Source organism: Prosthecobacter sp. SYSU 5D2, assembly GCF_039655865.1.
GTDB lineage: Bacteria > Verrucomicrobiota > Verrucomicrobiia > Verrucomicrobiales > Verrucomicrobiaceae > Prosthecobacter.
Genome location: NZ_JBBYXL010000004.1, coordinates 41,571 through 64,115, shown reverse-complemented (window position 1 = coordinate 64,115; position 22,545 = coordinate 41,571). Strand labels below are relative to the sequence as shown.

Genomic DNA, 22,545 nt, shown 5'->3' with positions numbered 1-22,545 from the left:
GGTATATTGGATGTGTATCCATTAAGTTGGCAAGAAGTTTATTCCGGTTTATGGGAATGGATTCCGGTAAAGTGTCATGGGGTGCGCATTAAAGATACGCTGGCCGGGTTACGGTTTACTCGTTTTCTGCCCGTGGATCGCGGGAGAGGAGGGCGCGCATGGCGTCTTTGGCGGGCTTGTCCTCATAGAGGATGGCGTAGATTTCATCCAGCAGGGGGGTGCGGACGCCTTTGGTTTTGGCGGCGCGGTGAAGACTGGCGGTGTTGGGCACGCCCTCGGCCACCATGCGGGTGCTGGACATGATTTCCTGAAGCGGCATGCCTTCACCAATGAGCCGGCCCACGCGGTGGTTGCGGCTGTGCTCGGAGTAACAGGTGGCCATGAGATCCCCCACGCCGCCGAGGCCCATGAAGGATTCGGCACGGCCACCCATGGCGATGCCCATGCGCACCATCTCCGCAAGGGCACGGGTGACGAGGGCGGCGATAGCATTGTCCCCCAGCTTCAAACCGAGGGCGATGCCGGCGGCAATGGCGTAGGGGTTTTTCATGGCACCGGCCCACTCCACTCCGGTGACGTCATCGCTGGTATAAGTGCGGAACCAGGGCAGGGTGAAACAGCCCTGCACCTCACGGGCGATGTCTTCCTGTTCACAGGCAACGACGGCCGCCGTGGCCATCCTTTGGGAGACTTCCTCGGCATGATTCGGGCCCGTGAGCACAGCCAGCGGGGTGGAAGCAAAAGATTCCGCCAGGATCTCAGTCAGCCGCTTGCCGCTGTCCATCTCGATGCCCTTCGCGCAGGAGATGATGACACGGACGGACTGCAAAGCGGGGAGGGCGGCCATGCTGGCGGCGGTCTCGCGAACGGCTTTGGAAGGCACGACAAACACCGCCAGGTCGGCTGGCTTTAATTCGGCCGCATTGGCCGTGGCATGGATGCTGGGTGGCAGCACCAGGCCGGGCAGGTAACGGGAGTTCCGGCGGGTGGTCTGGATCTCTTCCATCAGCGCCGGGTCGCGGCCCCAAAACTGAACCTTAAGGCCTCGCTCGGCCAGGACAGCGGTGAGCGCCGTCCCCCAGCTTCCGGCTCCGATGACGAGGGCGTTGGTGTAGGGCAGGGGGGCAGGCATGATGATTGGACCGCCTTTATAAGGGGTGGTCAGGAGGTGGTCAAGCGGCCAAGGTCAAGGTGCCGGGACGGCCTCTTTCCAGCCTGCTGCAAGCTGGGCGGACAGTTGCTGCACAGTCTCGGCGTGCTTGGCATCTGCGGCCAGGTTCACGGTCTCCTTGGGATCATTATCATGGTCATACAGCTCGGTGCCGGCGTCCTTGCCTTTGGGGGTTTTCCATTCGGTGTAGCGCCAGCGGTCGGTGCGGATGCTGCGGCCTTTGTAGCCTTCCGGCCCGCGACGCAGATACACACTGAAGGCGGCCTTTTTCCAAGGGCGGTCCGGTGTGTCCAGCAGGGGGGCAAGGCTGCTGCCTTCCAGGGAATCCGCAACGGGCAGTCCGGCGAGTTCGGCCAGGGTGGGGTAAAGGTCCACCAGCTCCACCAAGGCGCGGCTTTTCTGGCCCGGGGCTTTCATGCCGGGGGCGCTGACGAGCAAGGGCACGCGGGTGCCGAGTTCAAAGTTGGTCATCTTGGTGAAGAGGCCCTGTTCCCCCAGATGATAACCATGGTCACCCCACAAAACGATGATGGTATTCTCGCGAAGACCGAGGCGGTCCAGCTCGTCAATGACACGGCCTAACTGGGCATCCATGAAGCTGACACAGGCGCGGTAGGCACGGATGAGTTTCAGCGCTGTGGCTTCGTCAATGTCACCGGTACGAGGGATGCCGCCGTAGCTGCGCAGCTCGTATAGATCATGCAGGGCAGGGGAGGGAACACCTTCTGGCGGGGCGGAGTTTTCCGGCATGCGGATGCTGTCTTCGGGATACAGGTCCCAGTACTTTTGCGGGCAGGTGAAAGGCAGGTGCGGCTTCACAAAACCGACGCCGAGAAAGAAAGGTTTGCCTTCACTTTTCAGACGCTGAAGTGTCTCGATGGCTTTGAGGGCGGTCTGGCCGTCGGGATACACATCGTCAGGCTCATTGGCCGCTTCATAAGGTTTGGCCCGGATGAGCCGGGGCTGGTCCTTTTTGGGCCTTTGTTTCATCTCTTTGATGAAGTCCTCGGATTCCTTGGTGAACCAATGGCGGTAGGGCTGGCCCTGGTACCAGGAGGGTTCGCTCCAGCTTTGCGGATCATCACCAGGTTCGGTCTGGCTGTGATGGAAAATCTTGCCGAGCGAGAGCGAAGTGTAGCCGTGGTTTTTGAAATGCTGCGGCAGCGTCACCACATCCGGCAGGGCGGGGCGGAGGTAGGTGTTGTTGGCCAGGATGGTGGTGGTATCGGATCGAAAGCCGCTGAGCACACTGTTGCGTGAGGGATTGCACACAGCCACCTGGCAGTAAGCTCGATCAAAAAGCACGCTGCTGGCGGCCAGCTTGTCAATGTTAGGCGACTGAATGAAGCTGGTGCCATAACACCCCAGTTCGGGACGAAGATCATCCACCGCGATGAACAGCACATTCGGTGCCGCGCAAAGAAGCGAGGCGGAAACGAAAAGGAGGCAGGTGGTGATCCGGGCGAACATGACCCGCTGGAAACGTCAGGAAAGCGGCAGTCTCGCGGGGATTTTTGGCGAGGGTTTGCGCGTGATCCTCAGCCAGGCCAGAACGCTAATAAGCCCCACCAGTCCGCCGAGGTAGCTGGCATTATGAATATAACCCACACGGATGAAGGCCAGGGGATCCTGGATATGATAAAAAGATAGCATGTCCGACCAGTTTCCAATGCGTGCATCCTCCAACTGTGTGGGGGCCCAAATGCTGGCGCCGACAGCGAAGATGACAGCGACCATGATCATGAGTCCGACACCGATGGCGCATCGCCTGGCTGCGACTTTGACAGGTTCGTGAGGGAGCGTCACGCGACCCATGAACCAGCCCGCAAAAAGCCCCACCCACCAGGTGGCCAGGAAACCGATTTTCATGACGTTGAGATGAAGGGGTGCTGAAGCGTCCAGGTAATGAAACTGCTCGAGCTTAAAGCGCGAAAAATACTCCACGCCCAACCGCATCGTGATCTGGTCATGCAGGATTCCATAAGCTCCTGCAATCAGTGCTCCAACGAGTCCGAACAACAGCATCCAGGCAAACTGGTGCAAGCTGAGGCGGGGGTAGAGCAAGCGCATAAAGGAGAATACTGGAGAAGCCAGCATGATGTCCAGCATTGTGCGGATGGATTATCCCATTGAAAGAATTGCGAGATGCGGGTCCTGGTTGACTGCCAGGATGGTCAGGCTGTAGCCTTGATGAAATGAAGGATCAACCTCTGCGTACCTCAGTCATCGGTAGCTACCCTTTTCCTGGGTGGCTGGAATTTTCTGCTCAGCATCTGGGCCAGTTTGGCAGCGCGGATCTGGCGGAGATGCAGGATGATGCGACGACGGTGGCGATCCAGGACCAGCTTGCCGCCGGGCTGGATGTCATCACGGACGGGGAGCAGACGCGGTTTGACTTTAACCTGTCATTTTATGGGTTCATCGAAGGCATCGCATTGGAGCCTGCCAGTCCGCGCCGCTTTGGCCCTCCAGCTCATGATCAGCGCGGGAAGCATGAGATCACCGGAGAACTGCTCGCTCCGCGTGGGCTGGGGGCGGTGGAAGAATTCAAGCGGCTGAAACGGCTGGCTGAGCGATCGGGGAAAAGGCTGAAGGTGAGTGTGCCCGGTCCCTATACCCTGAGCGGGAGGCTTGCGCCTAACCAACAGTATGCTGACCGTTATGCCATTACGGAGGCGCTTCTGCCCATCGTTAGGCAGGAGATCGCGGACCTGGTGGCGGCGGGGGCGGAGGAGATCTGCGTGGATGAACCGAGCATGAGCTGCTATGGATTCCGTGAGGACACGCGGCGTTTTGTGGACCTCTTTAATCGCACGGTGGAAAGCGGCTATGGGCAGGCGCGCATTTGCACGCACCTGTGTTTTGGCAACTTCAAAGGCCATCCGGTGGGCTATCGCAAGTATGCACCCTTGTTCCCGGACTTCCTGGATCTGCATTGCGATGAGATCCATGTGGAGATGGCCAACCGCGAGTATGCAGAGCTGGAGATCATCGGAGAGATCGCCAAACGCACGGATGTGGCCGTGGGGGTGATTGATGTGAAAAGCTATTACATCGAAAGCCCTGACAACGTGGCGGATGCGGTGCGGGCCTGTTTAAAACATGCCCCCGCGGAGCGGTTGGTCTTGGCGCCTGACTGCGGTTTGAGCCAGACGGCGCGATGGGCGGCGAAGCAAAAGCTGGCGAACATGGTCGCCGGAGTGGCGAAGGTGAAAGCGGCTCTGTAGGCCTGCGGCAGATCAGTCCAATGCGCTGGCGGGCAGCATTCGCAGGCGGCCTGAAAGGATCTGGGCTGTCTTGCTGGTATCCGCAGGCAGCAGGAAATGGCCTTCGGCTCTGTCCAACCCAGGAATGATGAGTGCGCTGCCGGTGCCCGCCCGCTGACGGTTGAGAGCAGGGTTAGCCGGGTCAATGTCCATGGTGGCACCTTTGCCAGAGATGAGGCCGGTTTTGGCATTGAGCGTCAGCTTGAGCTGATGGGGATTGCCAGTAGCAGCGGGGAAGACAGCTTTGTTGTTCAGCACCAGGCTGAAGGTCTGCGAGAAAGGGATAAAAAGCCCGCCTTCGCTGAACGTCAGCCGGGCATTGTTTTCCGTAAGGGGCAGATCCAGCAGCAACTGACCGGCTGCCGGGGCGGTGTAGCGGCCACCGGTGCCGCTGAGCGTATGGAGCGGGAAACCGTTGCGATACACGCGCGTGGCGGCATTGGCAGGCTGGGGGGATTTAAACCAGTCCATCTCCGCGCTGAAAAACGTCCGCGTTTCATCCAGCGCCAGGCTTCCCTGAACGGAGCCGGTTTTTTTGTAAAGCATATGATGCAAGGGGAGAATACCTTCGGCGAGACCGATGCCGCCACCGGTCAACGCTGTGCCGTCCGCCAGCCGTCCGGCGTAGTTGATCCGGCCTTTGGCGGAAACGGCGAGGGAAAGATAACCGCTGCCGAGGGGATAGATGGCGGAGGTTTCTTCGGGCATCAAAGGAACGTTGTATCTGCCTGGCAGGGAGGCGAGTTCTCCAGGCAGCGCGATCCATTGCTTGAGCGCCCAGAGGCTGGCGTATTCATCGTCCTCATCCCGGCCCATGCTGCCATCTATTCTGCCGTTTTCCAGGGTAAAGGTCAGCACCAAGGGGTCAGCCTTTGCAGGCTGGCGAAGGCTGACGGTTCCGGTGGAGAAAACTTCCCCTGCATAGGCATCCAGGGCTCCTTTGAAAGGGGTGCGCAGCTTGCCTTGGGTGACCGTGCCCGTGAAGAGGCCTGTCTTGCCGATGGTCAGCGTGAATGCGCCGCCGTAGCCCTGGTTATAGAGATCGTAGCGCTCCACAAGGCCGCGATAGGTGCCAACGGTACCCTCAGGCAGATCCGCCACTTCCCAGACGAAAGACACCGGCGGGCTGGAGCCTGCCGCATTGCTGGCGATGAGCGTGATGTTGTACGTCCCAGGCTTGGTGGGCCTGCCGATGAAGCTGCCCGTGGCCTTGTCAATTTTGACTCCGGGCGGCAGGCCTGTTGCCCGGTAACCGGTGGCTCCGTTCAAGGCCACAATGGGGTGGTCCGTGAAGCTGCTGACAATGCTTGGAAGCGGCGCTTCAAAAAGCTCCAGCGATGGCGGGATGGTGATGGCCAGATTGGCACGCAGGGTATTCAGATTCAGGTCTCCCATGCTGACCTGGCAGTAATAATCATTTGAATCTGCCAGGGTGACCTTTTTCACTTTCAGTGTGGCACTCCGGCTACCGGTGATGCGTCCGTCATCCCTCAGGGCCTGGCTGCCAATGAACCATTGATATCGCAGGTCGGGTCCTGCTGCCTCGACTTTAAAAGTGGCCGTCTTGCCGGCAAGAACCTGCTGCCCGGCAATGGCGGTGCGCACGACACCCAGGCTGACTGGGATCTCCGTCAGCCCAATGAGATTCTCCACCGTGTAACTGTAAAGCCCGGCGTCACCCAGTTGCACCGCCGGGAAGCTGAGCACATCCTTGGTGGCATCCGGGATGGCTTTGCCTTTTTTAAACCACTGCCTGGTAGTCGTGGAGAAAGCCGGCGTCTCCACTACCGCCGTGAAATCGGTGCTGCTGTTTTCCGGGACAAGTTGCGAGATGGGAGCTGACTCCACCAGAACTGCCGGATAGGCCGTCCCATGCATGGCGACGGTCACAGAGCCTAGCGTGCCATCCACATCGTCCTCCGGTTCAGAAGCCACCACAGACCAGATGCCCCGCGAAGATTCACCCCAATGCCGGACGCTGCTAAAGGTCCAGTCCGTATAATTGGCTCCTGTGTCTCTCTTTGAATAGGTGGCCAGCGTGCTTATCGTGCCGCTCGGGGAGATGAGCTTGATGGTCAGATCTCCCCGGCGGGCGTGGGTGGCGTTCACCCGCACCGTCACGTGCTCCACGCGGAGGGCGGTCTGGTTGCTGAAGTCCAGGTTCAGCCTTGTGGCTTTGGTCTTCACTTTTTTCTCTTCCGGCAATGGGGCGAGTATTAAAGTGGTCCCTTTGGTGCTTCCGCCGAGACTGGCGGTCGTGCTCGGTGGCGCTTCAGAACGCGAGATCGAGACCATGCTTCCCAGGCTGGGCCACACCTTTGCCAGCCGGATAGCATTTGGGGCATTGATGAGGCCACCGCCATAGGATTCATGATGTTTGATGGGCGGCATTTCTGCTTCCCATTCATCCCAGTTGGCGCGCTCAGTCCAGCCCTTGTTTTTGGGCAGGATTTTGACAGAGGAGCGCAGGAGGATCTCTTTCACATCGCGCCAGTTCAGATGGGGATTTGCCTGGAGCATCAGGGCGATGACACCTGAAACGACCGGAGCGGAAGCTGAGGTGCCATTGAAGTCATTGGTGTAATCCACATCCGAAAGATTTTTCAGGCTGCCTGAGTTGGCACCGGCGATGCCCATGAGATCCGTGGTGATCATCCCGCCCTTGGTCCCGGCAGATGGTGCCACAACGCAGAGGTGGCTGCCGCCTTCACTGTAGAGTGTCAGCTTGCCTTTGTTGGTGATGGAACCGACGGCGATGCCATAGATGCTGTTGCTATAGGCGTCTTTGTTTCCCTGGTCACCGATGTGGCGGCCATTGCCAGATGCCCAGACGGAAAGGGTGCCCAATCCTCCGCGTCCCGTGGCAGCCGCTTCCTCCATCGCCGCCTGCATGAGCTCGCTTGAGGTTCCCAGTTCAAAAGGATAACCGTCGGGATAACCCCAACTGTTGTTTTTGACCTGGATGACGTCGTTTCCATAGATGACGGATTCAGATTCGGTGATAGCCGTGCTCATATCAGCAATCAGGCGAAAGCCCACCAGAGTGGCTCGCGGAGCCACGCCACTGATGCCGATGTTGTTGTTGCCGCGTGCTGCCACCAGACCGGCAACGGCAGTCCCATGGTCATCCCCAGATTCGGCAGACGGGTCAGTGTCCTCGCCATTCCAGTCATAATGATTGGGAGACAGGTCCACGTTTGCGATGAGGTCGGGATGATTCATCTGAAGGCCGTCATCCACGATGGCGATGCGAATGCCCTGGCCCTGGGTCAGGCTGAGGCCGGCATCGTCGTCCTGCCAGACCGCGTCAATGCCGATGTCCACGCCTTTTTTGCCTCCCGCCTGGCCGGTGTTTTTCAGGTGCCATTGGTCCTGCAAGTAGGGGTCGTTCAGGAGCACTTTGCGCATTCGCAGCCTCATCAAAAGCGGCTCCATACTCAGCACGGCGGCATCTCCCATCATGGTGGCAAGCGCATCCAGCGCGGCCAGCGGACTGGCCGCCTCGGCCACCAGGTGCTGTTTCGCATACGCCGGGCGGCCGGTCACTTTCAGGCCGTTGTTAATGGCCAGTTTCTCTGCTTCCGGTGCATCCGTTGTTTTGAGCAAAACCTGCTCCGTCAGGACCCGGCGGTGCGCGGCATCCTGCGGCCCTTTTTCCGGGTAGGCCACCAGGCCAGGCCATCTGCCCAGGCGCTGAGCTTCGGACTCGGCGAAAGTGAGCAGCTCGGCTGCCGAGCTTTTGGCCTGGATCTTCCTCAGCCTTTGATTCACCGGCGCGGTCGGATCATAAACCTCATCCAGTGCCAGTTGGTAGCTGGCTGGAATGCCGTTTTCATTCAGGGCAAAGGGGCGTCCTGCCCGCAGATCCTCACCGGCTCTTTTGAGGGCATCGGAATCCATTGGCTGCTGAAGCCCGAGATCTTCTTTGGTGTCTGCGACGGAGATGTCTTGAACCGCCTTCAGCGCGACCCTGGGGGAATCTGGAAGCAGTTCCGTAGCATTTGAAGTCTCTGCCGGATGCCGGACCGAAGAGGGAATGGCCATCCATATTCCTGTGCCTCCCAGTCCCAAAAGAACGGCCAGAGCTAAGGAGCGGCGGAAGAGCTGGAAGGGGCTAGGCATGGCAACAAGACAGGTCCTGTACCATCCGCCAACACCCTGACACCGCCAAGTTTAATTTATAGAAATTATAAATTACACCTGTTAATATGGTGGTCCGATGATTCTCACTGTCTCACGACCAGGACATCGCAGTGGGCCTGACGGACCACTTTTTCAGCGATGCTGCCCAGAAGCATGTGCTTGAGACCGGTATGTCCGTGCGTGGGAATGAGGATGACGTCCGCCTTTTCTTTTTCTGCCACCTGGCAGATGGTTTCCGCCGGACGGCCTTCTTCAATCTGAACAACGATTTCATCCGGGCGGGGGAAATGCTCTTTGGCCAGTTTTCTCAGCGTCTGCTCTGCCTCATAGCGCATTTTGTCATGAAGATCCTCTGTGCGGATGCGCAAACCTTCGTGACCTTCTTCCGTGACGTGCAGGAGGACGATCTGGGCCGTGGAAGTTTCTTGCAACCTGGATGCAGACTTAAGGGCGGCCAGAGAGCAGTTTGAAAAATCCGTTGGAACGAGAATTTTTTGCCAAAAACCGGGGATCGTTGGGGTGGTCATCAGCATCATAAAGGATCATTTTTCGCCTTCTGGCAATGCCGATGATGTGATGATTGCGTCCTGCCTTGCTCTCAGCCGACCTCTGCGGCAAGCTCCTCCGCTCATGCCTGAAGCTTTGAATATGTCTGTCCAGCCCGCCTCTGTCCGATTGCGTGCCTTGATGCTCTTTGTGGGCGTCGCTTTGGCCGTTTTGTCTTTCCAAACCCTGACCGGGGTGTGGACCTCTGACATCGGGTCGGATCCGGATGAGCCGGCACACGCAGTCACCAGTCTGATGGTGAGGGACTATCTGGTAACGGGGTACCCTCAGTCACCCATGTCCTTCGCGAGACAATATTATGAGGACTTTCCAAAGGTAGCATTGGGACATTATCCTCCAGGCTATTATGCCCTGGCTGCACTGGTGCTTTTGGCGTGGGACCAGCCACAGGTACTGCTGGTGCTTCAGGCATTGCTCGTTGCGGGACTGTCCATGCTGGTCTTTTGGGTCGGCAGGCGGATGCTGCGTGAGCGTGCAGCCCTGGCCGCCGCCTTGTTGTGTGCCGGATTTCCCATCACGCTCAAGCTCAGCCAGCTCATCATGGCGGACTTGTTGCTGGCATGTCTGTGCCTGCTGTCGGTGGAGATCTGGGCGCGCTTCCTGGAAAAACCGCGTGCGGGCATGGCTCTTCTTTTTGGCTTTACCGCGGCTGCGGCCATCCTGACCAAGGGCTCCGGACTGGCCCTGGCCCTCATACCGGCGGTCAGCCTGGTTGGAGCTGGCCGGTGGGCGCTTTTGAAAAAGCCGGCCTTTTGGCTGGCCGGGCTGCCGGTGGTGGTGATGGCAGGTCCGTGGATGCTTTATTCCACCGGCATCACCCGCGAGGGCATGGTTTCTACCAGCGCGCTCAGCTTTGCCTGGGGTGCTTTAAAATATTATCCGTTCACGCTTTCCAGCACCTTTGGTCTGGCCACGGCCATGATCGCCCTGGGCGGTCTGGCGGTCTGGCTGGGATTCACCCAGGTCAAAGTCCAGCCGGATGTCCGGCGCACCGCCCTTCTCGGGCTGCTGCTGGGCACGGTCCTCATCATGCTGCTCATTCCTGCGGGTTATAGCAGCCGTTATTTCATGCCATTGGTGCCGGTGGTGGCTCTGCTGGCAGTGTCCTTTTTTGAGGTGACTCTCAGACGTACCCGGCTCGCCGTGCCGGCCTGCTTCAGCCTGGCGCTTTTGGTTTGGATGCAGGCTCCCGGGCTGCTGGTAAAAAACGTCAGCGGCTATCGCAGTGCTGTCTTGAAAGCCTTGGATGGCGGTTTGCCTGAACTGCAGTCGCATTGGCTGGTGTGTGCTGACGCGCGCGGGGAAGGTGCGGTTATCGCTTCGGCAGCTTTCGCGTTGAAGGAGCGTTCACCTTCCCCCCTGCGGATTCACCGGGGTACCAAGGCGCTGGCGAAATCCGACTGGCTGGGACGGGACTACCAGGCCACCTTTGGGACTGCTGATGAAATGCGGGCCTGGCTGGACAAAGCCGAAATCACCCATGTTTTTATTGATTATGCTCCTCAAGGGACAGAAGCCAGCGCTCATGAAAAGCTGCTGATCCAAGCCCTGGCGGATCTCAGCTCCTGGACGCTGGAACATGAGACGGCCACCACCCGCCCGCACCAGGCCGCACCTGGCCGTCTGGCTGTTTTTGTGCGCCGCAGCCTGTAACCTGGTCTGATCATTACATCTGATTCTGGCGCATTTTATCCACCAGAACGGCCCCTAGAATGACCGCGCCCAGCACCACTTTTTGGGTGTAGCTTTCCACATTGGTCAGATTCATGCCGTTCTGGATGACGGCGATGATAAAGGCTCCGGTCAGGGTGCCGACCATGCTGCCTTTTCCACCGCTGAGGCTGGTGCCGCCCACCACCACGGCTGCGATGACATAGAGCTCATACATGCCGCCATAGGTCGGTGAACCGCTTTTCAACTGGGACGCCATGACCACACCGCCCAGACCGGCGAGCATGCCGCTGATGAGGTAGGCAAACATCAGCACCCGCTTCACCGGCACACCGGAGATGTGGGCGGCTTCACGATTGCCGCCCACAGCATACAGATACCGTCCGATGCGCATCTGGGTCATCACCACATGGGCGGCGGCATAGAGCCCCAGCATGAGCATGACGGCATTGGGGATGCTCAGCACGTCCGCGCCCCGGCCTAACCAGACGAATGAATCCGGAATCTGATAAACGGACTGGCCTTCAGAGAGGGTGTAGGCAAAACCGCTGGTCACCAGCATCATGGCCAGGGTGACGATGAAGGGCGGGATATCAAAACGAGTGATCATCAGGCCGGAAAAGCCGCCAGCCAGGCCGCAGGCCGCCACGGCCACAATGCAAGCCAGGATCATGCCGCCAGGTCCGGCCTCCAGGGCACCTGCATACTCGCGGATGAAGAGGGAGACGAGCACCGCCGACAGGGCCAGCAGGCTGCCCACCGACAGATCAATACCGGCAGTGATGATGACCATCGTCATGCCGATGGCGATGATGGCGATCACCGCAATCTGGTTGGCAATGTTGAGCAGGTTGTCCGCTTTCAGGAAATTGGGCCAGCGGTAGCTGTCAGGCTTCACCACGACAGGTGTTCCCAGCGCAGGGAAGTCCTTTGAAATCTCCGCCATCACCAGCCAACGGGCGGATTCCTCTCCGGCGATGACGGCATCCAGCCTGCCGCCTGATGCGGCTGTCTTTTCTAAAGCTGCACGCATGTCTGCTGGGGAGCCTTTCACTACAGCGACCACTTCCGCTCCCGCCTTGGTCACCGCTGCCGCCACAGCCTCTGCATAAGCGGATTCTTCTGCGGAAGCCCGTACGGCGATCATCACCTGCTGGCCCTGGCTTGCCATTTCGGCCACCTGCGCCACTGCGGCCTCTCCCGTCACGGACTGGTCAGTCAGGGTGACGAAGCTGAAGAAGGCACAGAGGGCGGCCAGCACGAAGATCATGCCATGATCTGACAGAAGGCGGAGCAGGGGGGCTTTCATGGCGGGCGGATTATTTCAGCTCAGGATCGTTCAGCGCATCTGCCTGGCGGTAAAGCTGGGTGGGAATGAGGATCTGCGGCGGCTGCGGCAGCCCGCGGGACCAGGTCATGATGGACTCGACAAGCTGGATGCCCATCCGGTCGGGAAACTGAATGGGATCCGCGTAAATCTTGCCTTCCTTGATGGCCTGTTTGCCCTCGGGCTGGCCATCAAACCCGATGATGACCACCTGCTTTTCCTTGCCCGCCTTCTCCAGGGCCGCACGTGCCCCCAGGGCGGCAGGGTCATTGATGGCAAAGATTCCGCGCAGGTCTCCATGCGCCTGCAGGGTGTCTTCCGCCGCCTTGTAGCCCAGATCCTTGGCTCCGCCGCTTTCCAGTTCCGCCACGATGTCTATCTTGGGTTTGCCTCTGGCATTATGGGCATCAATCACTTCACGGAAACCCTTCACGCGGAGCTGGCAGGACTCCACCTGTTTGAGGTGCAGTACCGCCACCTTTCCGCCACCGGAGCCCAGCGCCTCGATCATCGCCTGTCCGGCTTCCTTGCCGCCGCCGTAGTTGTCCGTGGCGATCTGGGTGACGATTTCCACCCCCGGTTCATTGCAGGGAACGTCCACGGTAAAGACCGGGATGCCCGCGGCATTGGCCTCCTGGATGACGGGCACGATGGACTTGGAATCGCAGGGGCTGAGGACAATGGCGCTGACCTTCTTGACGATGAAATCCTTCACCTGGTTGCTCTGCTTGGCCACGTCTTTGTCCCCGCTGACGACGATCACCTCATAGCCCTGTTTTTTTCCCTCGGCGGCCAGGTTGTCGCCAATGACTTTGAAGAAGGGATTGTCCAGCGTCAGCAATGACGCGGCAATGGTCCCGCGGGAGGTTGTTTCAACGGTCTCAGGCTGGCCGCAGGTGGTGAGAGCAAGCAGCAAGCCTGAGCCCATGAGGCGACGTAGGGCGGGGGTCATAGTGGGTCGGCAGGCAGGTTAGACGTGACGATCATGAGAGTAACGTTACCAAATGACAATCATTCTGTACGTGAAAAGGGGGCGAATACCGTCGTTTATGTAGCGACACATGAATAAACTTCTCGCTTGTTCTTTCCTTTTCCTGACAGGGACATTGTTTTCGGCTGACATGACTCTGTACCAGGCCACGGAATTGACGGAAAAGGGTCTGTTCACAGATGGCATCGAAGGACCGGCCTGCGATGAGCATGGGAACATCTTCTGTGTGAAGTTTGGTGGCGAGAACACGATTGGCAAAACGACACCTGATGGCAAGGCGGCTTTGTTTGTTCATCTCCCCGCAGGCAGCACGGCCAACGGCATCCGTTTTGGCAGTGACGGCTATCTTTACGTGGCGGACTACACAGGGCACAACATCTTGCGAATTGACCCGAAGTCCAAAAAAATCCAGGTCTTTGCCCATGAGCTGCGGATGAACCAGCCCAATGATCTGGCGGTGACCAGCGACGGCCATTTTTATGCCAGCGACCCGGACTGGAAGGCCGGTACGGGTCAGATCTGGCGCATTGAGCGACAGGGCAAAACGGCCCTGGTGGCCGAAAACATGGGCACGACCAACGGCATAGACGTCAGCCCTGACGGCAAGACCCTCTATGTCAATGAAAGCGTGCAGCGGAAGATCTGGGCTTTCAGCATCCAGCCTGATGGCAGCCTGGCCGGCAAGCGTCTGCTCAAAGAATACGCGGACCACGGCTTTGACGGGATGAGGGTGGACATCAAGGGCAACCTATACATCACGCGACATGGCAAAGGCACCGTCGTGAAGCTTTCCCCCGCCGGTGAAGAACTGCAGGAGATCACCCTGCCAGGTAAAAAACCTTCCAATCTCTGCTTTGGGGGGCCTGACGGATGCACGGTTTACGTTACGGAAATGGAGGCCGGCCAGCTGGTTCAGTTCCGTGTGGAAGATCCCGGAATGGAATGGAAGCGCACGCAAGACCGGGTGGCTGTGTGCAAGGAAAAACGGCCCAGCCGGTATCAGCTCCAGACGGCGGTCGAGGATGTCTGTGCCTGGCCCAATCTGACTTTGATGAAGGATGGCAGCATCGTTTCCATTATTCACAACCAGCCAGGTCATGGAACGATGGCAGGGGACATCGAATGCTGGGCCAGCACCAACGGAGTCAAGTGGGAGAAGCGCAGCACCGTGACCCGGCATGCACCTGACACCATCCGCATGAACCACGCGGCGGGGCTGGCCGCCAACGGAGACCTTGTTGTGCTCTGCTCAGGATGGACAAATGAGAAACAACCCAACAGGCCCAAGCAGGACAAGTTCCGGGACGCCATTCTGCGCACCTGGGTAATGCGTTCCAAAAACGGTGGCCGCACCTGGAGCCAATCTGAATCCTTCCCCAAACCGCAGGCCGGCTGGACGGAATACATTCCGTTTGGGGACATCTGGGCAGGGGAGGATGGAGCGCTGCATGTCTCCTGTTATCAAGGCGAGTTTAAAGACGCTGCCCAGTCCTCCAAGACCCAAGGCTACAGATCCTGTCACTTCCGCAGCGAGGATGACGGGCTGACCTGGACGGCAGGTTCAGTCATCGGTCCCCGTCATAATGAAACGACACTGTTCCATTTGGAAGGGAAGAACTGGATCGCCGCCGCCCGGGCTGAAGCTGTGGACATCTTCCGCAGTGATGATGACGGTGTGACGTGGAAACAAGTCACGCGTGCAACGGAGAGAAACGAAATCAACGGGCATCTGACCTGTCTGAAAGACGGTCGCCTGCTGCTGACCTATGGGGTCCGTGTCCAAGGCCGCTTCGGAGTCTGTGCGAAATTCAGCGGTGACGGGGGGCTCATGTGGAGTGACCCGGTCCGGCTGGCCCACAGTTTTAATGGGGACTGTGGATACCCCAGCAGCATCCAACTGCCCAACGGCCAGGTTGTCACCGCGTACTATTCCAAAGACAGTCCCGAGTATGCAGGATATCACATGGGCGTGGTGGTCTGGGAACCTGGACTGCCTTCCATCGTCCAGCTTGATGAGCATTAAGCTCCTGGGTTGGGTGGATGCTGGTCAGGGCTTTTTTGCCACCGGGCGCGGCTGTTTGGGATGCCCTTCCAGCTCCACGACGCTCAATTGATTTTCGGAAGGGAAGTCTGATGGAATGTCAGCCGTTTGTTTGACATCCCCGGTGGCCGCCCATTCAGTTCCGCGCTGGAAGGTTTCATAAAAGCCGCGGCAGAGCATGGAATAGTCCGCATGGCCCAGGGTGGTGTGGAAAACACGGCCCTGTCCATAATCCAGGACCATGAGATTGGGCTCCTGTTCGGCGGTGAGATCGGATTTGGCGGAGGTCAGAATTTTGATGTTCTCAGCGGGCCCCCGCAGGCGGCTGTAAAGCTCGTCCTGGGCATGCAGCCAGCGCTTGGGCAGCCCCCGGGTGATGGGGTGGGCGGCATCCTGGATTTCGACCACAAATTCATGCTGGGGCCCGTGGGCGCCTCCTTTGCCGGTGCTGGTGTCACGATACAGTTTTCCTTCTTTCACATAGAGCCAGGGTCCTGATTTTTCATCCCGTCCGCCCCAGCCGCCGACTCCAATCATCTGGTTATACTCTTTCCATTCCGGAAAGGAATTGTTGGCGGCATGCACGGAGACAAAGCCGCCGCCACCTTTGACATAACCATCGAAGTCCTTGCGGACGGCCTCGGGCCAAGGCTCTCCATTGTAGTTGCTGACGATGGCTGCGTATTGGCCGAAGGCAGGCTTCCATCCGGCCCAAGCTTCTGCCGGGGAACCTTTGGGGGGCGTGGTGGAAACTTCAACGCTGAAGGCACCGCAGCTTTCGAGGGCGTGTTTGAGGACCGGGGTGGTGATGTCCCACTTGTGGTTGTTCTGCCCGTCTATGATGAGGATGCGCAGAGGTGTGCCGGGGGCTGCAAGGGAAGTCCAGACCAGGGTGCAGGCAAGGAGGAGCAAGGCCGGTAAAATGGGTTTCATGGTGTGGTTAAAACCCGGAGCAGGCCATGGCGGCAAGAAAAAACCGCCTGGAGCACCCCAATACTCCGGGCGGTTTGAACTTTGATCGTCAGGTCTGGAAAATCCTATTTCTCCACCCAGCGGACGGCTTCCATGAGCAGTTCGCGGGCAGAGGCGAGGCCCAGCTTTTGACGGATGTTGGCTTTGTGAGCGTCCACGGTCTTGGCGCTGAGCTGAAGTTTTTCGGCGATTTCGTGGGAATCAAAGCCCCGGCCGACCATTTCGAAAACTTCAAGCTGGCGGTCGCTGAGCATGCGCCCAGGTTCGCCACGGGAGCCGGAGCGGGGACCGCCGCCGGAGACGATGCTGCCAAGCAGGTTGGCGCTGAAGAAGAACCCGCCGCCTAGCACCTGGCGTACGGCCTGGAGCACACGGACAGCACTTTCACCCTTCATGATGTAGCCCATGGCGCCGGCACGGAGGCAGCGCTCGGCATAGACGTTTTCATCATGCATGGAGTAAACCAGAACGTGGATTTCCGGATGGCTCTGCTTGAGTTTTTTGACAAGATCCACTCCGCTGCGATCCTTGAGCGTGATGTCCAGGATGATGACATCCGGCTTCAGTTTGGGGATTTGGGCGAGGGCGTTGTTGGCGTCTTCGGAACTGCCGACAATCTGGAGATCTTCCTGATTTTCGAGAATTTTCTTCAGACCTTCGATCACGATAGGGTGATCATCCAGGATGTAGAGTTTATGTTTCACGGTATTTGCTTTTGTTTGGTTTTGGTTGTCGCTTGGGGTGTGCCCCCACCGGATGGCAGGGGAAATTTGCAGGTGACTTTGACCCCGCCAGCAGGGGGGCAGTTCACCGAAAAATCAGCATGAATGAGGCTCGCGCGGTAGTTCATGACGCGGAGGCCGATGCCTTCAGAGCCTGGCCGGCAGTCAAAGGGGCGTCCGTTATTAAAAATTTCCAGCACGGCGTGGCTGGCATCCTCCTGGCGCAGGCTGATGAGGATCTGGGTTGGATTGCCATGCCGGATGGCATTGTTGATCGCCTCCTGGGCCAGCCTGAAGAGATGGGTGCTCTGCGTGGTATCGTCAATTTTGACGGAGAGATCGGCAATAAATTCACATTCCCGGCGGAAACTGGTGCGGACGGTATCCGCCAGCAGGTGAAGAGAAGCCGCGAGGTCCCGGTGCTGGATGGCAGCAGGGGACATGTTGCGGGAAAGCTGGCGCACCTGCTGGATGGCCTGCTGGACGAGCTCATGAATACGGCCGGCTTCGGTCTTCTCATTTTCACTGAGGCGGAGCTGCAGCATTTCAACGAGGGCACCGATGCCGGTGAGAAGCTGGCCGACTCCGTCATGGAGATCGTGCCCGATGCGGGCCTGCTCCTGCTCAATGGCCTCCATGAGATGATGCTGGAGACGCTGCTGCTCGGTGATGTCAATCGCAGTAATGATGTAACCTTCGATCTGGTCGTCCGCATTGCGGGTGGCGGTGTTGTGGACCTGGATGGTGCGAAGATCTCCTGATTTGGTGCGGCCTCTGGAGATGGCGGTGACGCGCGGCGCTCCATCCTGAAGCTTTTTCAGGCGCTCCCTGGCGCGCGGGATTTCTTCGGGATCCACCAGGCCGCTTTCCCAGACCGTTTTGCCCACCAGTTCCTTGGAGGTGTAACCGGAGATTTTTTCAACCGCCGGGTTGACCTTTAAAATGCGCCCTTCCAGATCCACCAAGCCGATCATGGCGGCGGATTCACGCACGAGAGTGTCGTTAAGCTGGGACTGCCTTTTTAACTCCTGTTCTGCCTGCCGCCGGGCACTGATGTCAGTGAAGAGGATGATGCCCTGGCCGCTTTCCTGGGCATTGTCCGGTAAAAAGGTGACGGCCGCATGGACATACAGGCTTTTGCCTTCCCTGCTTTTCAGAGTGATTTCGAGGTCCTTTTGAGGCTTGAAGCCGCTACTGGCGGCCTGCTTCCAAAAATCGTCCACGGGGCGGTTCTGGCCCTCTAGGAGATCGGGGATGCGCATCTGGGTGAGCTGCCTGTCGGTATAACCCAGCATGCGCCGCAGGGCGGAATTCACTTTGGTGATCTGGAGAGTGGTATCGAAAACGGCGACTCCAGAAGGGTTGTTCTCAAAAAGTCCACGGTAGTAGGCCGCCTGCCGGCGGGTGTATTCTTCAGCGGCAAGCTGCTCGCGGATGTCCCGGATGGTGACGAGGATGCGCTCTCCAGGCAGACGGCGGAGCACAATTTCGACCTTCTGTTTGCTTCCATCCTTATGGATATGGGATCCGCGCAGTGTCACCTTTTGGCAGGACTTGGACAGCAGGGGCTCCTTTTTCCGTGCGGAATCCATCAGGAGCACATACTGAATGGAACGGCCATGCAGCTCTGCCTGCGTATAACCCAGGGCGTTAAGGGCGCCTTGATTGGCGAAGAGAATGCGCCAGGAGCCATCCACCAGGAAAATGCCGTCCACCCATTCCTCCACCAAGGTCCGGCACAGGGCATTGAGGGAGGCTTCATTGCGCAGAGCTTGTGTCGAAAGGGCAAGGGGGGTGATGACTTGCACCAGGCCCACACTGCGGGTCATCACTCCTTTGGCATCCCGGTCCAGTGCACGCCAGTCATGCTGGATCCACTCCCAGCGCCCGTCTTTGCAGGCGACGCGCATTTGTACCGAGACGGATTCAGACTGGCCGGTGAACAAAGATTCACGTCCGGCCCGCACGCGAGGAAGATCATCGGTATGGACGAGGCTGTCCCAGCCCTCCGGAAGGTTGTCAATTTCTCCAGGCGTATAACCATAGATGCTGGCGAGAGCGTCACCATTGGCGGTGATCCTTTGGCTGGGGAAGTCGTAGATGTAGGCCACCCGTTTTTCGATGCCATCAATCCAGGCCTTGGCCAGGGGTTCAGCCTCTGAAGAATCCTCCTGATAAGCCCTTCCGTCATAGGGTGGCTGCCTCCCTATTCTGCACAGCAGGTGACTGTCATCAGATGCGGTTCTTTTAGCGCCACCCCTTCCCTGACTCCCATGCTCTCCGCGATCATGATGATCGCGGAGAATATAAGTTTGCTGGGTCAGATGGTTCACGTTTTAAGTAAGAAATATCAGCGCTTTCAAGAATGAGATTCGAGCCTTAGGAAAGCCCGTCTTCGGCTAGGTGCAATTCTTTTTTTTAAATACGCACGAAGTAGGCAGAAGATGCCTCTTAAATTTTTCAGCCGTAAACTTCACCCTTACCTACCAGTCCTCCCTTTCAAATCCAAGAACAAAGGGGAGCAGGGTTCGGCAAATCACTCGTTTTCTTCCCGCCGCTTTAGCGAAATACGATGAATGCCTTTCCTGAGGACTGGCACCTGAAAATTCACAATGATGCCTGTTTTTAACCCGCTGAGTTTCAGCCAGGTTTCCATGTTACGACGGTCAAGATCGCTGACTGCATCACAGGCAAGGACTTTTAAGAGCAACGTGTTTTCGATCACAAAATCCAGTGAGGCGGCGGCGGTGACCGGATGCCCGCGATATTGAAACTGAAGCGGCTGGCCGCGCACAAAGGGGATTTCCAAAGACCGCAGTTCCACAGCCAGGCACTCCTCATAGGCATCGCGTGTCAGCCCGGTCCCGAGCGTGGCATGCACGGTCATGCAGGCGCGGATGACGATGTGGGGCAGGTCCTGGGCGTCCATGGAGAGGGTGGCGGCGGGAGAGTCTTGCGGGCGGATCATGGGCGGACATGCCCAGGAATGAACGGCAGCATACTGAAGGCAGGGTGCGGCGAATGTCAAAGAAGCAGGTGACTGCATGACCAGCCTGCGTGCGCAGTGCAATGCAATGAGGGAGGCTTATTCCCAGGCATGCAGCAGGGCATGCGCCTGCCGGTAGCGCGGCGCCAGAGCCAGGCTGTCCAGCAGATGTCTTTTGGCTGCGGATGCATCCGTTTCCCTTAGCAGCCGGGCCAGTCTGTAATGGGTGCCGGCAGCGGTGGCCGGGTCCAGAAGGAGCAGACGCCGGTTCGCTTCGATGGCCTCAGATGACTGGCTTTGGGCTTCGGCGGCAGTGGCAAGCGCCTGCTGGGGAGTGCGCAGGAAAGGGTTCAAAGCAATGGCCCGGCGGGCGTTGACCTGCAGGGATGGCCAGTCCTGGCGGCCAGTGTCCACTTCAATCAGCCGGAGGAAGACAGCCATGGCTCCGGGCTCGTGGGCGGCGATGTGGCGGAGGGTTTCGATTTCTTCTTCGATGCGGTTGAGCTTGCCCAAGGCATCGGCTTTGAGCTGGTAACCACTTTGGCCGCCGATGTCTTCTGGTACGAGCTGAATGAGAAGCTCTGCCGTTTTCAGGACTTCCTCCCAGTTCTCCTGGCTGAGCATGGTTTCGGCATACCGGCGGATGGCCCAGAGGTTTTTGGGATTTTCCTTCCGGTAGCTGGCCAGGGATTCGGGGTCGAGCGGATTGAGCTCTTCCGGGGAGGGCTTGTCCCAGTCCGCCAGGGCGCCGAACTGCTGCAAAGCCAGATCTTTCAGGTGCCGGTGAAAGTCCTGCTCAAGCTGGTCCATGTTTTCCGTATTGGCGGCGATGGCGTCATTGATGCGTTTGCCTGAGGCCAGGTCTGCCAGGATGCCCTGGATGCATTCAGGACCGAAGCGCTCCGAAAGATAGGCGACCACCTGGCTGGACTGATAATAGGCGAACATGAGGTGGTCCTCATCCGGGGCCTGGAGAAAGGCGCTGCTGAGCTGGCTGACCTGGGTGGCTGCCTTGTCCTCCAGGATCATCTTGCGGAAGGTGGCGTTCATCTTCATGCCCCAGGCCGGATTTCTGAGGCTTTCTTCATGGACGCTGATGCCTTCGCTGAGCCAGCGTGGCATCTTGTTGCGGGTGAGTGTCAGGGTCACCACATGGCAGAACTCATGCCAGAGCGTGGATTCCCAGTTGTTGCGGCCATGGGCCAGGCTGCCCGGGCTGTTCATGGTGATGACGGTGCCGAAGCAGACCCCCAGCAGCCCTTGGCCGCCCAGGCTGCCAAAGGTGCGGATGGCGAAGTCCTGCTGCGCGCCGAAAAACTCCACCATGACCGGGCGGTTCAGCTCGAGTCCGTATTTGGGGCAGAGGGCGGCTTTGGCCTCCCGGAGCAGGGCCAGGGCGCTTTCGCCATAGATGGGCCAGTCCCGCTTGGGCATTTTAAGGATGAAATCGGGATAGGACTTGGTGGTGTAACCACGCATCTCTTTTTCAAGCTGGCCGATGTTGTGCGCCTGGATGTTGTAACCATCCTGCTGGCGGATGTCGGCGGCCAGCTTCCAGGCTTCTTCTTCATCACCAAGGCGGAGAAGATCGTGGCAGAGCTGAACCTTGGCAGGCAGGTAGTCGGCCTGGAATTCAAGGGCCTGACGCTGGTGGGCGGCCCCTTCCGCGAAACGGTAGGCACGGGAAATGACCCGGCCCAGGATGTGATCCACAGCGGGATTCTTTTCCCAGCGGGCGAGCCCTCTGGCACGGGCCGTGGTGATCTTTTCCGGTCCGGCAGCACTGAGCTGGGCGACGGCGGCGCGCAGCGCCCACGCCTCGGGGCAGTTCTCACGGATGTCGAGAACCTTCTGAATCTCTGCTTCGGCTTCGAGAAATTTTTCTGAGCCAATGAGCATCTCTGCCCGCATGAGCCGGGCCCCGGCCTGGTTGGGATTGACCTCCAGGGCACGGGCAATGTTTTCCATCATCTTCTCCGTGTCGCCATTGGCAAAGGCTTTGGCCAGACCGGTGCGGAGCGCCGCCGTCTCTCCATGGGCTTTTAATCCTGCACGGAAGACATCGGCAGCGCGGGCGGGATCATCCTTTTCAAGGGCGAGATGACCTTCTGCCAGGTAGGCGGACTCCAGCTTGGGATCCTTCTTTTGAGCGACAGTGAAATACTGCGCGATGACTTTTTTGGCATCTGCCCCCAGGGCCAGCGCTGCCTGGCCGAGGGAAACCCATTCCTGGGCGGAACGATCCTGAGCCGGTTTGGTTTTAGCGGCTGCATTGACGGCGGCGAGCGCTTGGTCCGCGATGTCCTGCCGGCCGAGGAGCAGGGCGTTTTCATGCTGCAACATAAGCAGCTCCAGGTGGGCAGGGTAGGTGGCGATGGCGAGCTGCACTTCATCCCTGGCCGCAGCTTCCTGCCCTTGGAGCATGAGGGCACGGACACGCATGAGGCGCCACTCCGGGGCCTTCATGCCGCGGGCGATGGCCGCTTCGCAAATGCGGCCGCAGAGTTCGTAATCGCCAGTGGCCAGGAGTTGCCCGACGGGGGCTAGGTTGCGGTCCTCAAACAGGCGTTCGACATCCAGTTGCTGGCCGGGGGATGAATGCAGCGCCATCAAACTGGTGGCGATGAAAAGGAGAAACCGGCAGCGCATGACAGTGATCACAAGCATAGAACGTGCGAGATCGCGCGA

General features: G+C 58.8%; 15 protein-coding genes. 3 read left to right on the top strand and 12 right to left on the bottom strand.

The features are described 5' to 3' along the window. Nucleotides 1-115 precede the first annotated feature (115 nt). The 3 genes from WJU23_RS07700 to WJU23_RS07690 are packed head-to-tail and all read right to left on the bottom strand — an operon-like array spanning nt 116 to nt 3,241. Entirely contained in the window at nt 116-1,132 is a 1,017-nt protein-coding gene (locus WJU23_RS07700) for an NAD(P)H-dependent glycerol-3-phosphate dehydrogenase (protein WP_346331969.1), read from the bottom strand. A gap of 54 nt (nt 1,133-1,186) precedes the next feature. Beyond that, nucleotides 1,187-2,641: a sulfatase gene (locus WJU23_RS07695; protein ID WP_346331968.1), complete on the bottom strand. Its 1,455-nt coding sequence runs from the start codon at nt 2,639-2,641 to the stop codon at nt 1,187-1,189. A gap of 15 nt (nt 2,642-2,656) precedes the next feature. Continuing rightward, the gene (locus tag WJU23_RS07690) at nt 2,657-3,241 is read right to left on the bottom strand and encodes a hypothetical protein (RefSeq protein WP_346331967.1); all 585 of its coding nucleotides are present in this window, start codon (nt 3,239-3,241) and stop codon (nt 2,657-2,659) included. A 125-nt stretch (nt 3,242-3,366) separates the two neighbouring features. Between WJU23_RS07690 and WJU23_RS07685 the strand changes: the two genes are divergently transcribed. Next, complete coding sequence (locus tag WJU23_RS07685) at nt 3,367-4,398, top strand: cobalamin-independent methionine synthase II family protein (RefSeq protein WP_346331966.1); 1,032 nt, start codon at nt 3,367-3,369, stop codon at nt 4,396-4,398. 12 nt (nt 4,399-4,410) lie between these two features. Here WJU23_RS07685 and WJU23_RS07680 read toward each other — a convergent pair whose 3' ends face one another. Together WJU23_RS07680 and WJU23_RS07675 are read right to left on the bottom strand one after the other, a co-directional pair. Next, nucleotides 4,411-8,559, bottom strand: coding sequence for a S8 family serine peptidase (locus WJU23_RS07680; protein ID WP_346331965.1), 4,149 nt, complete (start codon nt 8,557-8,559; stop codon nt 4,411-4,413). Between the two features lie 104 nt (nt 8,560-8,663). Beyond that, a complete protein-coding gene (locus tag WJU23_RS07675; RefSeq protein WP_346331964.1) occupies nt 8,664-9,107 on the bottom strand; it encodes a universal stress protein in 444 nt (147 codons plus the stop codon). Between the two features lie 316 nt (nt 9,108-9,423). On the opposite strand from WJU23_RS07675, the gene WJU23_RS07670 reads away from it, so the two are divergent. Beyond that, nucleotides 9,424-10,800: a glycosyltransferase family 39 protein gene (locus tag WJU23_RS07670; RefSeq protein WP_346331963.1), complete on the top strand. Its 1,377-nt coding sequence runs from the start codon at nt 9,424-9,426 to the stop codon at nt 10,798-10,800. A gap of 13 nt (nt 10,801-10,813) precedes the next feature. Here the strand turns inward: WJU23_RS07670 and WJU23_RS07665 are convergent, their stop codons facing one another. Together WJU23_RS07665 and WJU23_RS07660 are read right to left on the bottom strand one after the other, a co-directional pair. Next, nucleotides 10,814-12,127, bottom strand: a complete 1,314-nt coding sequence (locus WJU23_RS07665; RefSeq protein WP_346331962.1) for an ABC transporter permease — start codon at nt 12,125-12,127, stop codon at nt 10,814-10,816. A 10-nt stretch (nt 12,128-12,137) separates the two neighbouring features. After that, on the bottom strand, nt 12,138-13,097 hold the full coding sequence (locus WJU23_RS07660) for a substrate-binding domain-containing protein (RefSeq protein WP_346331961.1): 960 nt from the start codon (nt 13,095-13,097) through the stop codon (nt 12,138-12,140). 169 nt (nt 13,098-13,266) lie between these two features. Here WJU23_RS07660 and WJU23_RS07655 point away from each other — a divergent pair, with 169 nt between their 5' ends. Next, nucleotides 13,267-15,159, top strand: a complete 1,893-nt coding sequence (locus WJU23_RS07655; RefSeq protein ID WP_346331960.1) for an SMP-30/gluconolactonase/LRE family protein — start codon at nt 13,267-13,269, stop codon at nt 15,157-15,159. Nucleotides 15,160-15,183: 24 nt separating this feature from the next. Here WJU23_RS07655 and WJU23_RS07650 read toward each other — a convergent pair whose 3' ends face one another. From WJU23_RS07650 to WJU23_RS07630, 5 genes are all read right to left on the bottom strand, one after another. Then, a complete protein-coding gene (locus tag WJU23_RS07650; RefSeq protein ID WP_346331959.1) occupies nt 15,184-16,110 on the bottom strand; it encodes a ThuA domain-containing protein in 927 nt (308 codons plus the stop codon). 104 nt (nt 16,111-16,214) lie between these two features. Continuing rightward, nucleotides 16,215-16,853 (bottom strand): response regulator transcription factor, encoded by a 639-nt coding sequence (locus tag WJU23_RS07645; protein ID WP_346331958.1) that lies wholly within the window; start codon nt 16,851-16,853, stop codon nt 16,215-16,217. Continuing rightward, nucleotides 16,850-18,982, bottom strand: a complete 2,133-nt coding sequence (locus tag WJU23_RS07640; protein ID WP_346331957.1) for a PAS domain S-box protein — start codon at nt 18,980-18,982, stop codon at nt 16,850-16,852. The genes WJU23_RS07645 and WJU23_RS07640 overlap by 4 nt, the downstream gene beginning before the upstream one ends. 425 nt (nt 18,983-19,407) lie before the next feature. Continuing rightward, entirely contained in the window at nt 19,408-19,839 is a 432-nt protein-coding gene (locus WJU23_RS07635; protein WP_346331956.1) for a GxxExxY protein, read from the bottom strand. Between the two features lie 117 nt (nt 19,840-19,956). Beyond that, nucleotides 19,957-22,524 (bottom strand): tetratricopeptide repeat protein, encoded by a 2,568-nt coding sequence (locus WJU23_RS07630; RefSeq protein WP_346331955.1) that lies wholly within the window; start codon nt 22,522-22,524, stop codon nt 19,957-19,959. Between the last annotated feature and the right edge of the window lie 21 nt (nt 22,525-22,545).

Bases quoted from the DNA above. Each gene is read 5' to 3' on its own strand.
- WJU23_RS07635 (WP_346331956.1), bottom strand. From the start codon at position 19,839: ATGATCCGCCCGCAAGACTCTCCCGCCGCCACCCTCTCCATGGACGCC.
- WJU23_RS07675 (WP_346331964.1), bottom strand. From the start codon at position 9,107: ATGACCACCCCAACGATCCCCGGTTTTTGGCAAAAAATTCTCGTTCCA.
- WJU23_RS07695 (WP_346331968.1), bottom strand. From the start codon at position 2,641: ATGTTCGCCCGGATCACCACCTGCCTCCTTTTCGTTTCCGCCTCGCTT.
- WJU23_RS07670 (WP_346331963.1), top strand. From the start codon at position 9,424: ATGTCCTTCGCGAGACAATATTATGAGGACTTTCCAAAGGTAGCATTG.
- WJU23_RS07660 (WP_346331961.1), bottom strand. From the start codon at position 13,097: ATGACCCCCGCCCTACGTCGCCTCATGGGCTCAGGCTTGCTGCTTGCT.
- WJU23_RS07690 (WP_346331967.1), bottom strand. From the start codon at position 3,241: ATGCGCTTGCTCTACCCCCGCCTCAGCTTGCACCAGTTTGCCTGGATG.
- WJU23_RS07665 (WP_346331962.1), bottom strand. From the start codon at position 12,127: ATGAAAGCCCCCCTGCTCCGCCTTCTGTCAGATCATGGCATGATCTTC.
- WJU23_RS07630 (WP_346331955.1), bottom strand. From the start codon at position 22,524: ATGCTTGTGATCACTGTCATGCGCTGCCGGTTTCTCCTTTTCATCGCC.
- WJU23_RS07680 (WP_346331965.1), bottom strand. From the start codon at position 8,559: ATGCCTAGCCCCTTCCAGCTCTTCCGCCGCTCCTTAGCTCTGGCCGTT.
- WJU23_RS07700 (WP_346331969.1), bottom strand. From the start codon at position 1,132: ATGCCTGCCCCCCTGCCCTACACCAACGCCCTCGTCATCGGAGCCGGA.
- WJU23_RS07685 (WP_346331966.1), top strand. From the start codon at position 3,367: ATGAAGGATCAACCTCTGCGTACCTCAGTCATCGGTAGCTACCCTTTT.
- WJU23_RS07650 (WP_346331959.1), bottom strand. From the start codon at position 16,110: ATGAAACCCATTTTACCGGCCTTGCTCCTCCTTGCCTGCACCCTGGTC.
- WJU23_RS07655 (WP_346331960.1), top strand. From the start codon at position 13,267: ATGACTCTGTACCAGGCCACGGAATTGACGGAAAAGGGTCTGTTCACA.